Raw genomic sequence first — 12,138 nt, forward strand, 5'->3', positions numbered from 1 at the left:
CATCTGCTGCGATCACTGCTGCCTGAATTCGATGCAGGCGATCGGCGGGGATGTCCACATCAGCGCATCGCCCCGGCACCTGCATTTCACGGGCCTGTCACTTAACTGGTCTAGCGCTGCTCCCGTCATCGCTGACGGTCAAGGAGCAAGCCATGTCGAAGCCGGTGCTGGGCGCAGCATTGTCCATCAAATCGATCCCTGCTCACCGAGATTGGCTTCTGGAACGGCAGCGCGATCTCGAAATCCAGGATTTTTTCCGCGCGGATTTGCTCGACGGCGATTGGCGGAGTGCGGCCAGCGAGATCAAGCAGATGCTCTCGGGCCATACCGGCCGGCTCGGCATTCACGGCCCGTTCTGGGGCTTCAAGATCGACAGCCATGATCCCTTGATCCGCAAGGCGGTGACGAAGCGCCTGCTCCAGGGCCTCGATGCCGCGGAATTCCTCGGTGCGACGCAGATGGTGATCCATTCACCGTTCACGACCTGGGACCACAACAATCTCGACCTCTATCCCGATAACCGCGGCAATCTCGTCGAACGCGTCAAGACGACGCTTGCCGAGGTGATCGCGCGCGCCGAGACGATCGGCTGCGAGGTCGTCATCGAGAACATCGAGGACAAGGATCCGCGCGACCGCGTGCGCCTCGCTAAGGCGCTCGAAAGCAACAAGGTCCGCGTCTCCCTCGATACCGGCCACGCCAACTACGCCCACATCTCCACCGGCGCACCGCCGGTCGATTACTACGTCGAGACCGCCGGCGACATGCTGACGCATGTGCACCTCCAGGACACCGACGGCTTTGCCGACCGGCACTGGGCGCCGGGCGAAGGCAACATCCCGTGGGTGGCCGTGTTCCGCGCTCTGGGCCGGCTGACCTCCAACCCGCGGCTGATCCTCGAACTCCGCAATCACGACGACGTTCGCGCCGGCGCAGCCCATCTGGCCGCGCTCGGTCTCGCTGAATAACCGGCATCACAAAGGTCAGGGCTTATCGTCATGAGCAAACTCACCCGTCGCACCATCCTGAAGTCCGGCGGCGCTGCCGCGGGCACGCTTCTCCTGCCGCGCTTCGCGATCGGGCAGGCGGACAACCGTCCGTCGGTGACGATCGCCGTGCAGAAGGTGACGAATTCGAACGTGCTCGACGTGCTGCGCGAGCAATCGAACGTCGGCGAGCGCGTGTTCTTCTCCTCGATCTGGGAGGGCCTGATCTCCAAGAACTGGCGTGGCAGCCTGGAGGCCGTGCCGGGCCTCGCCACCGAGTGGCGTCGCATCGACGACCAGACCGTCGAGGTGAAGCTGCGCCAGGGCGTGAAGTTCCACAATAGCGACGAGCTGACGGCCGAAGACGTCGTCTTCACCTTCAGCCGCGAGCGCATGTTCGGCGAGACCGAGGCCAAGAGCCGTTCCACCATCCAGGCCTTCGAGAAGATCCCGACGCCGCGCCCGGGCAAGGAACTGCCGCCTGATGTGCCGGCGGTTGCCCGCCGCATCTGGCCGGACCTCGTGCGCGTCGATGCCGTCGACAAGTACACGGTGCGCTTCTACAACGCGACGCCCGACGTCACGATCGAGGGCCGGCTGTCGCGCTACGGCTCCGACATCATGAACCGCCGCGCCTGGGAGCAGTCCGCGAGCTATCTCGACTGGGCGCGCAAGCCGATCACGACGGGCCCGTACAAGGTCGTCGAACTCAAGCCCGACGTGTCGCTGACCCTCGAGGCGCATGACGAATATTGGGGTGGCCGGCCGCCGCTCAAGCGCATCCGTTTCCTCGAAGTGCCCGAGGTCGCGAGCCGCATCAACGGCCTGCTGTCGGGCGAATACCAGTTCGCCTGCGACATCCCGCCGGACCAGATTGCCGGAATCGAGAAGAACGCAGCGTTCGAAGTGCAGGGCGGCACCATCCTCAATCACCGCCTGACCGTATTCGACAAGAACCACGCCGTGCTCGCCAATCCCCTGGTGCGGCGCGCCTTCACCCACGCGATCGACCGCCAGGCGATCGTCGACAGCCTGTGGGCGGGCCGGACCCGCGTGCCGAAGGGCCTGCAGTGGGAATTCTACGGTGACATGTTCAACGCCGACTGGAGCGTGCCGGCCTACGATCCGAAGCTCGCGCAGGATCTGTTGAAGCAGGCCAACTACAAGGGCGATCCGATTCCCTATCGCCTGCTCAACAACTACTACACCAACCAGGTTGCGACCGCCCAGGTGCTGGTCGAGATGTGGAAGTCGGTCGGCCTCAACGTCCAGATCGAGACCAAGGAGAACTGGTCGCAGATCATGGAACGCGCGCCGACCCGCGCGGTACGCGACTGGTCGAACTCGGCTGCCTTCAACGATCCCGTCTCGTCGCTGGTCGCCCAGCACGGCCCGAACGGCCAGCAGCAGCAGATCGGCGAGTGGACCAACGCCGAACTGAACAAGCTTTCGGAGTTCCTGGAGACCTCGACCGACCGGGCCGCCCGCAAGAAGGCGTTCCGCCGCATGCTGGAGATCGCCGAGCGCGAGGATCCCGCCTATACGGTGCTGCACCAGAACGCGACCTTCACCGCGAAGCCGAAGTCGATCAAGTGGAAGGCGTCGCCGGCATTCGCGATGGATTTCCGCGCCGGCAATTTCGAGGCGTAAGTGGTGACGCCGCTGGTCAGCATCCAGGGCCTCAGCGTCGCCTTCAACGGCGTCCCGGTCCTGCGCGGCGTCGATCTCACCTTGCAGAAGGGCGAGGCTCTCGGCCTCGTCGGCGAGTCCGGCTCCGGCAAGTCAGTGACGTGGCTTGCTGCGCTCGGCCTCTTGCCGCGGCATGCAAAAGTCTCGGGCTCCGTGCGGCTCGACGGACGCGAAATCCTCGGCGCACCCACGGGTGAGCTTGACCGGGTGCGGGGCGGGCGGGTCGCCATGATTTTTCAGGACCCCGCAAGCGCACTCAATCCGGTGCTCACCATTCGCAAGCAGCTCTGCGAGGCTTTGGCGCTGCATCGCGCTCTCTCGGGCGAGGCGGTGAGAGCCGAAGCGCGGCGGCTGCTCGATCTCGTCGGCATTCCCGATGCGGCGCGGCGGCTCGAAGCCTATCCGCACGAATTCTCGGGCGGCCAGGTCCAGCGCATCATGATCGCGATGGCGCTGGCCGGAAATCCCGATCTCCTCGTCGCGGACGAGCCGACCACGGCGCTCGACGCCACCATCCAGGCGCAGATTTTGGAGCTGCTCTCGACCATCCGCCGCGAGATGAGCATGGCGATGGTGCTGATCAGCCATGATCTCGGCGTCGTCGCGGAAAACTGCGACCGCGTCGCCGTGATGTATGCCGGCCGCATCGTCGAGCAGGCGCCCGCCAATCAGCTCTTTGCCGATCCGGTGCATCCCTACGCGCAGGGCCTGATCGGCGCACTGCCGCCGCTCGACGGACCGCGTCGACGTCTCACGGCCATTCCGGGGACCGTTCCCGATCCCGCGCACATGCCAAGCGGCTGCGCCTTCGCGCCGCGCTGCGCGCTGGCGGCCGAGCCGTGCGGACTTGCCGTGCCGAGCCTGGCGCCGATCGCGAATGATCGCGTGGTCGCCTGCATCCGGGCTGAAGCTTCGCGCCGTGCGCTGCTCGGGATCGCCGCCGAATGAGCGGGCCGCTCGTCGAGATGTCCTCGATCTCGCGCAGCTACGCGATGCGCTCCGGGATGTTCGGCCGCAGCACAGCGGTTCACGCGGTCGACGGCTTGTCACTTGCGATCCGCAAGGGCGAAACACTGGGCCTCGTCGGCGAGTCCGGCTCGGGCAAATCGACCACGGGTCGTATCGTGCTTGGCCTCGAGCCGCCCGATCGCGGCGAGGTGCGGTTCGACGGCAAGATGATGGCCGCGCCAGGCACGAAGGCGTGGCGCGCGCAGCGGGCGCGCATGCAAATGATCTTCCAGGATCCGCTGGGGGCGCTGGACCGGCGGTTGCCGGTCGCAGCCCAGATCCGCGAACCCCTGGACATTCACGGTCTCGGCACGCCGGCCGAACGCGAGGAGCGTGTCCGCGAATTGCTGCGCGCCGTCGAGCTGACGCCGGCGCATGGCGCGCGCTATCCGGGCGCGCTCTCCGGCGGCCAGCGTCAGCGTATTGTGCTGGCGCGGGCACTGGCGACAAAGCCCGATTTCCTCGTCTGCGACGAGCCGGTCAGTGCGCTCGACGTCTCGATCCAGGCGCAGGTGGTGAACCTGCTTTGCGATCTCCAGGCGCAGCTCGGGTTGACGTTGCTGTTCATCAGCCACGATCTACGCGTTGTCAGGCAGATCAGCAATGTCGTCGCCGTGATGTATCTCGGCCGCATCGTCGAGATCGGCAGCGCCGATGATCTCTTCGCGCGTCCCGAACACCCCTATACGCAGGCGCTGGTCTCGGCGTCACCCGCGCCCGGCCGCCGCAGCGCGGGCCGCATCGTGCTGGCAGGCGATCCGCCGAACCCGGCGGCGCGGCCCCAAGGCTGTGCCTTCCATCCGCGCTGCCCGCGCGCTATCGCGCGCTGCGCGAGCGAGGTCCCGGCGCTGTCGGCCGTCAGCGGTGACAGGCAAGTCGCCTGCCATCTCGTGACGGGGCCGCAGGCCGAGACGCGGGACGCGGCCTGATGGGACGCTACCTTGCCATTCGGATTGGACGCGCGGCGCTGACGATCGTGCTCGTCGTCACCTTCGCCTTCGTTGTGCTGCGCCTCTCCGGCGATCCCGCGCTGATGATCCTGGGACCTGAGGCGCCGCCGGAAGTGCTCGCTGCTTTCCGTAAGGCCTGGGGGCTCGATGATCCCATCTGGTTCCAGTACCTCGACTACTTCGGCGCCATCGCCAAGGGCGAGCTCGGCCGCTCCATGCGCGACGGGCGACCGGCGATCGAGCTCGTGCTGGAGCGGATTCCGGCAACGCTGGCGCTGACGCTGCCGGCCTTCTTCTTCAAGGTCGCCCTCGGCATTCCCGCCGGCATCTACGCGGCGCTGCACCGCGGCTCGGGAATCGATCGCGCCGTGATGATGACGGCGGTCGCCGGCTTCACCGTGCCGAGTTTCGTCCTTGCGCTGCTGCTCGTGCTCGTCTTCGCCGTTCAGCTCGGCTGGTTGCCGTCGGGCGGGCAGGACAGCTGGCGTCACGCCATCCTGCCAATCGTGACACTCAGCCTCGGCGGCGCCGCGGTGCTGGCGCGCTTCACCCGCAGCGCCATGCTGGAGGTGCTGGGCCAGCCCTATATCCGCACCGCCTCGGCCAAGGGCGTGCCGTGGCGCAAGGTGGTGACGTCGCATGCGCTGCCGAACGCGGCGATCCCGACCGTCACCATTCTCGGTTTCATGGTGGGCACGCTGATCGCCGGTGCGGTCGTGGTCGAGAGCGTGTTTGCCTGGCCGGGAGTAGGGCGCCTGCTGGTCGTCGCCGTCGCCAACCGCGACCTCGCCGTCGTGCAGTGCATCCTGTTGCTGGTCGCGATGACCATGGTCACGTCCAATCTGATCGTCGATTTCCTCTACGGCTTCCTCGATCCGCGCCTCCGCGCCAAGGGAGCGCACGCATGACCGATGCGACGCTGAAGGATACGGCTGTCCGCCGCCGCATCAGCCTGCCGGCCATTCCAGTCTCGGTCGGGCTAGCGATCTCCTGGATCGTGGCGATGCTAGTGATCGCGGCGTTCGCCGAGAAAATCGCGCCTTACAGCTTCACCCAGCTCGACCTGCGCAACCGGCTGGCTGCTCCCGGCAATGTCGCGCACTGGCTCGGCACCGACGAGCTTGGCCGCGACGTGCTGTCGCGGCTCCTCGTCTCGATCCGCATCTCGCTGTTGATCGCCTTCGGCGCGACCGCGATCTCGGCGATCGTCGGCACCACGCTCGGCTTCCTTGCCGCGCATTTCCGCGGGGCCGTCGAGCAGTTCGTGCTGATGCTGACCGACTTCCAGGCCAGCATGCCGTTCCTGATCATGGCGCTCGCGGTGCTCGCCTTCTTCGGCAATTCGCTGCCGCTGCTGATCGGCCTGATGGGGCTGTTCGGCTGGGAGCGCTATGCCCGCATCGCCCGCGGCCTCGCCATCTCCGCCAATGCGCAAGGCTATGCCGCGGCCGTCCGCCAGCTCGGTGCGACGCCGTCGCGGATTTACTTGCGCCACATCCTGCCCAACATCGCCTCGACCCTGATCGTTTCGACCACGCTGGTTTTCCCCGAGGTGATCCTGATGGAATCCGGCCTGTCCTTCCTCGGCCTCGGCGTGCAGCCGCCGATGACCAGCCTCGGCAACATGGTCGGCTATGGCCGGGAGTACCTGACCCGGGCGCCCTGGATCATGCTGGCGCCGGCGACCACCATCGTGATCACCACGCTGGCCGTCTCCGTGATCGGCGACTGGCTGCGCGACCGGCTCGATCCGACCTTGCAATAGGGCGACTGGCCTGACGCCGTCGGACACCCGCTTCTAGCCTTGGACCTCCGGCGTCCTGCCGCGCCCGAGCGCGAATTGACCGACCGGGCCCTCGATATGGAATTCCAACTCCGTCATTTTCGCGAACAGATCGATGTTGGTGCTGCCAATGGCGCAGCCGCCGAGGCCCATATCGGTTGCCGTCAGGTAGAGCGTCTGAATCAGGCTGCCGACATCCTTCAGGATCAGCGAATATGCGATTGAGCTGTATTTCCAGGAGATCCGCCCAAAACGCGCCGCGATCGTGATGAGGATTTGTGGCTGACCCGGCGCGTCCATGGCGAACTGGGCAGCCGCCAAATGCGCCTGGAGTTGTTGGGGGGAGGCGCTGATCGCGACTAGCGCGTGGCTCCCTGCATCGTAGTGGTAGAGCCCGCGCGCAAGCCCGTCGCAGTTCGCGACGGTAAGGTACAATTCCAGCTCGTACGCGCTGCCCGCCGACGGATAAGGCCTTGTGCTGTAGGTGACGTCGGAACCGCCTTCGAAATACGGCTCGCTCTTCCACTCGGACAAGACGCGCGCGCTGGTGTCGAGAAACTGCGCGAGTTCGCCGAGCGTGACCGGATTCTTGTCGTCGAAATCCCGCGTTGAATGGCGTTCGCGCAACAGCTTCGGGAAGCGGGAGTTCGGCTCCGGGGAGGAGAATTTGCGCAGGTCAATCTTGCTGCCGGCCCAGGGCGGACGCACCGCTGGCGACGGCGGAACGATGCCGGCATAGGTGAAGGCGGCGCCGACCGGATTGGCTTGCCGACCCTCCGTGCTCCGCGTGTGAAACACCAGATCGTGGAAATCCCAGAGTACGAGGTTGCCGTCGCCTTCGTTCACCCGCAGGCCTTGTCCGTCTTTCGCATCGAGCTTGAGCAGGATCTGGCTGTCCAGCAACAGTTCGAGCAGATGGAGGGTGGAGGAAGCCACCTTCTGGTTGAGCTTGCCGATCTTCCGGGGCTGCGACAGCGCCGCAAGGGTGGCGGCGATGGCGGGATCGCCAATCCGGAACAACGCGCCGGCGCATGGCGATTCCAGCACCAGCTCGTTGCCGCGCCGACGGAGAAAGGCAAAGCGCGATAGCACAATGGTGTCACGACTGCCCAGCTTCGCGCGCCGCGGCCAGTATTCGGGGACTTGGGGCTCGATGACCACGAAGTCCTGCGTGTTACGCGACGAGGAGAGGCGGTATTCCAGAAGCCCCTGCCGGGCCAGGCGACGTACCAGGGCGTCGACGTCTCTCGCGAGGGCGCTCTTGCCCGCAAAGGACGCGAGCGGAAGGCCGGTGCTCAGATGTCGCGCGCAGTCCATCGCGGCCGCGCTGAATTGTCCGAGGTTGACGGAATAGTCGCCCAGAATGGCGGTGATGTTTCCGTCCGGCTGCATCTGGAGGGAGAAATGATGGCTCAACCGGGCGGCAATGTCTGGCGCGATCTTCCTGGTCGGCTTTTTCCGGGGAGCGCGCACGAAAGAGCAACCCTTCAGGTGTGTGGAAGGAATGAAGTCAGATCGCTTTCCGGTCGCGGCCGGTCCAACAATCCGAGCTTCACCGGCACATCGTAAAGGCGACCCGGTGCGAAACGGCGATAGAAATGACGCAGGCCGGGAACGAGGACTCTGACGACCGGAACCTCGACGTCGGGACGTGTCTGGTCGAGGACGAGGAAATCGTAGCCTGCACGGGCGGCGATCTCGACGCAGGCAATGACCTGGTCACGCGTATTGTCGTGAAGCTTGAGGCTCGGCGCTGGGGGGACGATCGGGTGGTCGCTCGGTGTCAGGAACGGGTAGTCTTCCAGGCGCAGCGGCGTGACACCGTCGAGGGTCGGCTTCTCGCCGCTTGCGCCGCCCATCATGCCGACGGACATAAATTGGGTCAGTTCGGTGAGGGATCGCAGCAGCGCTATATGGCGGTCGAAATGCGCGCCGGAACCGAACTCGATATTCTCGTGTCCATTCTGCATCCAGTGCATGATCGCCACGTAAGTCGGAATGCCGAGGTCCGTGGTGATGTCGAGCACCCAGAGCTTGCGCCCGGCTTCCGCAAATTGAGCCTGGAGATCCCGAACATAGAAATCGTCGAATTGCCCGAGATCGACCTCGGCGCGTTGCACCCGGTTGTACCACCAGATCGCGTAGGCATCGCGCTCGATCAGTTCGAGGAAGCCCTGAACGATGGCTTCGTCGCGGGTGTTGCCGGCCGCGCAGCCGTTGGAATCCGTATGAAAGCCGCCATAGAAGAAGTACAGGAGGCCGGTCGGCAGATATTTGAAGCGTTTGTCGCGCAACGACGAGACCGGCGACCACTCGGTCCTCGTCGAGGGATCGAACGGCTCGGGCACCGGATGGGGATCGTCCGGCTGCTGCAGAAACCTGGTCTTGAACTGCGTTTCGCTGAAGAGCTGGACGTCGTTGGGAAGAAGCGCGTCGCCAGGCGCGAAATCGATGAAGCGGCGCGTCGTCCTGATCTCATCGCCCTGGAAAATGCCCGAATAGCGTTCGATCGATTCCATCAGCGCGCTGGCTTCACCCTGCTCGGCGGTCGAGCCCTTGCCAAAACTGCCGCCGCTCAATCCGGACCTGAGCTGGTCGATGCTGTGGGCCGGCGCGGAGAAATTGTGCTGGGCGAAGTAATTGGTGTTCATCGGCAGGTCGACGTCGATCCGCTCGAGCCGGGTGACCACGCCGGTCAGCGGGCTCACATGCTTGCGGAAGCGCGACACCGTCGACCGCGACGTCACGGTGCGATATCCACCGCTGGTCATGACGAGTCTCTTGCCCTCGGCAATCTCGACCAGGGCCGGAGATCGGCGCGGGTTGTTCAGCTTCCTGCTGCCGCAGGTCGGACATTGCGGACGTCGCGTCACGTAGTGCTTGGCGATGGCGGCGCCGGTCAGGTCTAAGCTTGCGATGTGATCGCACAAATCGGTGCGAAAATCCGAGGCAATTGCCTTGGCGATCTCGACTGCCGCAAAATGGATTCCAGTCTTGCCGACGCTTTCTCTGACGAGAGGCGACATGGCAACCGCACGCGCCGGTCCCCGGTCAAGAAACCCCTTGATCTCCCGGTTGCGGATCATGCGATCGAACAGGCAGGTCCAGCAGGCGCTCTCGCCCGGTTTGAACATGGGCCCGACCAGCGGAAACGCGCCGGACGGCTGTACCAGCAACCAGGACGTCTTGCCGGCCACGCGTTCCTGGTTCAGTTCGGCAAGTCGCCCGTCAAGATAATCGTTCACCAGCGTGATCGTGAGCTTCGGCGAGCGCTTGGCGATTTGAACGCCGAGCTTACCCAAGGCCGCGGTCAGCTCCTTGGCGCCTTTGACGTCAATCGACTCGACCTGAACGGGGCAATTGCGAAGATTTTGTTCGGCGATCTCCAAGGGCATGCCGAGGCTTGCCAGGAAACCGCCGACGGCGTCGTCGAACGCTTTCGGGGTCCGCGCAACGACATATCGGCGATCGAGCAGCCGCTTGATTGCTTCCTCGATCTTGTCGGCCGGGAAGCGCTTCGAAAGCTGGCGAATGATCTCCGACCTGGCCTTGCCGTGTTGCCCGATCGCACTGGCGAGGGCGCAGTAGAGCTCGCCGTGCAGGAAGAATTTGCGGTTCTCGGAATAGAGACAAACCGCATCGGGAGGCAGCAAGTAAGCGGTGAAATTCGGTGCAAATCGGAGAATGTCTTTGCGGGTCTGCCGCGCAACGCGGGTCTTGCGAGTTGCAGTCATTGAGTCAGCACGCTGATCCTGTTGCCGTCACGCTAGATCCCCGGCGCAAGATGGATCGTCGCGACCGCGCGCCGGCATTTTCCCAGAGAATTGAAACGAATTCAGCCGTCACCCGCAAGCCGCCGATGCAAGCGTCGTAGCGAATTCAAGCAATTGGCCGGACCCTTTCTTGAGGCCGGCCAATGACCTATCAACCCGTGAATTTGACATTCGGAATGCGCCGGGGTCTAGCACACGCGGCAGCGGCCCCACGATGCGCAGCAACCCGCGCATGATACGGCGCATCCCACCACACCAACGCCACAGCCGACAGCACAGCCAACTGCACAACCCGCACATCGGCAACCGACGCCACATCGACAACCACGGCAAGCCCGACAGCCTCCGCAGCCGCGGCAACCGCCGCATCCGCGCCATGCCAGCTGCACGCGGCTACCGGCGTTTTCCTTGTCGAAGAGATGGAAGGTGGCCAGGCTGACGTCAGCCATTTCCTCTTCATCGAGCGTGATTGCCTGGCCCGTTCCAAGGTGCGGCAATTGTTGTACGTCGGGTGTCGGCACGGCGGACGCCGATGCGCCTCCCGCCAGCGAGAACGTCAACCCTGCGGCTCCGAACGCCGGCACGGCGACTTTGCTTACTCGCTTCTTCCCTTTAGAAGTCTTCTTCGCCTGCCGCATGGTCGAACCTCCGAGCATTGCAAGAAGTATCCCAGCCGCGGTAAGTCTACGCCCAGGAAATAACGCGGGCAACAATTACGCGCACAAAAGCGCGGCGCTGCACGTTCGGGATGTATTCATCTTCATGAACGGCAATCAGCACGGCCGGTTGACACAACGCGTCAACGATCCACGCTCTCGGTGCGCGTGCAACTTGGTGCAGTGCCGCAATCGCTTCCAGGTTTGAACGGAGAGATCGGCGTGGCGGATCAACTCGGACGTTTCGCTTGGTACGAACTGCTGACCACGGACGTCGCGGCGGCGGGCGCATTCTATCGCAAGGTCGTCGGCTGGGGCGTGAAGGATGAATCGACTCCGGAACTGCCTTACACGGTGCTTCGTAGCGGCGGCATCCCGCTGGGCGGCCTTATGGATATCCCGGAAGAGGGGCGGAGATCGGGGGCAACGCCGAGATGGATGGGTTACGTCGCTGTCGACGACCTGGACGGGGCTGCCGCGCAGATCAGGCGTCTCGAAGGCGCGATCTTTGTGCCGCCGACCGACACCAATATTGGCCGAATAGCAGTCGCTGCCGATCCGCAGAAAGCGACGTTCGGGCTGATCGAGAAACCGACATATGGCCGATGGAAACCGGGCCGGCTGGACGAGCCGGGGCGCGTAGGCTGGCATGAGCTATTGGCCGCCGACCGGACCGTGATCTTCGATTTCTACAGCAAACTATTTGGTTGGCAGAAGGCTGACGCTCAAACCGATCCAGCGGACTGGTATCAATTGTTTTCGGCGGGGGGGCAAACGGTCGGCGGCATGCTGACGAAACTTTCGAGCGTAGCGCAGCCATGTTGGCTGCATTACTTCAATGTCGACGACATCGGCGCGGCGACGAAGCATGTGAATGCTGGTGGAGGCCGGATCCTCCAGGGTCCGATCGAATTGCCTGATGGCTGCTGGATCGCACGATGTGTGGATCCCCAAGGCGCCCTGTTTGCACTGCAGGGTGCCGGGGGGCATGCAGGCATCGAGCCATTCTCGGCCTCGGAAGTCGGGTGGTCCGCCAAGTGGGGCGGCGTTGCCTCCCAGGGGAGAATTGTGCTGCCCAAGCCGAAGCGCTAGCTGCTGCAGCGTCCGTCCGGCGCTGGCGCGACCCTGCAATAACCCGCGCCGGGAGCAGGGGAGGCCTGCGCTGGGCCGATCCGGGCCGTTTCGGGGCAAGTTCCCGTTGCGCGCGCCCAGCCCGTGCGCTATCCGGCCGGAAAGGCCTGAGGCGGCTTCCATTTTTCCGCCCGGCTGACCCAACCGAGGACGGAAACCGCC

Annotated in this window: 9 protein-coding genes; 7 read left to right on the forward strand and 2 right to left on the reverse strand. The window is 64.7% G+C overall.

Annotated features, from left to right (window positions below):
- Nucleotides 1–152 precede the first annotated feature (152 nt).
- Genes AB7Z56_RS22045 through AB7Z56_RS22070 form a run of 6 tightly spaced genes read left to right on the forward strand, consistent with a single transcriptional unit; the run spans nucleotide 153 to nucleotide 6,398 of the window.
- Nucleotides 153–968 (forward strand): sugar phosphate isomerase/epimerase family protein, encoded by an 816-nt coding sequence (locus tag AB7Z56_RS22045; RefSeq protein ID WP_063983251.1) that lies wholly within the window; start codon nucleotides 153–155, stop codon nucleotides 966–968.
- Between the two features lie 30 nt (nucleotides 969–998).
- Nucleotides 999–2,636 (forward strand): ABC transporter substrate-binding protein, encoded by a 1,638-nt coding sequence (locus AB7Z56_RS22050; protein WP_208071326.1) that lies wholly within the window; start codon nucleotides 999–1,001, stop codon nucleotides 2,634–2,636.
- A 3-nt stretch (nucleotides 2,637–2,639) separates the two neighbouring features.
- Nucleotides 2,640–3,623 carry an ABC transporter ATP-binding protein gene (locus tag AB7Z56_RS22055; RefSeq protein ID WP_166105807.1) on the forward strand — a complete coding sequence of 328 codons (984 nt, stop codon included), beginning with the start codon at nucleotides 2,640–2,642 and terminating at the stop codon, nucleotides 3,621–3,623.
- Complete coding sequence (locus tag AB7Z56_RS22060) at nucleotides 3,620–4,612, forward strand: ABC transporter ATP-binding protein (protein ID WP_208071328.1); 993 nt, start codon at nucleotides 3,620–3,622, stop codon at nucleotides 4,610–4,612. The genes AB7Z56_RS22055 and AB7Z56_RS22060 overlap by 4 nt, the downstream gene beginning before the upstream one ends.
- Nucleotides 4,612–5,541 (forward strand): ABC transporter permease, encoded by a 930-nt coding sequence (locus tag AB7Z56_RS22065; protein WP_014495224.1) that lies wholly within the window; start codon nucleotides 4,612–4,614, stop codon nucleotides 5,539–5,541. Before AB7Z56_RS22060 ends, AB7Z56_RS22065 begins: the two co-directional genes overlap by 1 nt.
- The gene (locus AB7Z56_RS22070; RefSeq protein ID WP_283016512.1) at nucleotides 5,538–6,398 is read left to right on the forward strand and encodes an ABC transporter permease; all 861 of its coding nucleotides are present in this window, start codon (nucleotides 5,538–5,540) and stop codon (nucleotides 6,396–6,398) included. Before AB7Z56_RS22065 ends, AB7Z56_RS22070 begins: the two co-directional genes overlap by 4 nt.
- A 33-nt stretch (nucleotides 6,399–6,431) precedes the next feature.
- On the opposite strand, the gene AB7Z56_RS22075 is transcribed toward AB7Z56_RS22070, so the two are convergent.
- A complete protein-coding gene (locus AB7Z56_RS22075; protein ID WP_283018873.1) occupies nucleotides 6,432–7,808 on the reverse strand; it encodes a SagB/ThcOx family dehydrogenase in 1,377 nt (458 codons plus the stop codon).
- A 95-nt stretch (nucleotides 7,809–7,903) separates the two neighbouring features.
- Nucleotides 7,904–10,150, reverse strand: a complete 2,247-nt coding sequence (locus tag AB7Z56_RS22080) for a TOMM precursor leader peptide-binding protein (protein WP_283016511.1) — start codon at nucleotides 10,148–10,150, stop codon at nucleotides 7,904–7,906.
- A gap of 917 nt (nucleotides 10,151–11,067) precedes the next feature.
- Here AB7Z56_RS22080 and AB7Z56_RS22085 point away from each other — a divergent pair.
- Nucleotides 11,068–11,937, forward strand: a complete 870-nt coding sequence (locus tag AB7Z56_RS22085) for a VOC family protein (RefSeq protein ID WP_441256412.1) — start codon at nucleotides 11,068–11,070, stop codon at nucleotides 11,935–11,937.
- The last annotated feature ends 201 nt before the right edge of the window (nucleotides 11,938–12,138 follow it).

Source organism: Bradyrhizobium sp. 482_C4_N1_8 (assembly GCF_052075965.1).
Taxonomy (GTDB): Bacteria; Pseudomonadota; Alphaproteobacteria; order Rhizobiales; family Xanthobacteraceae; genus Bradyrhizobium; species Bradyrhizobium barranii.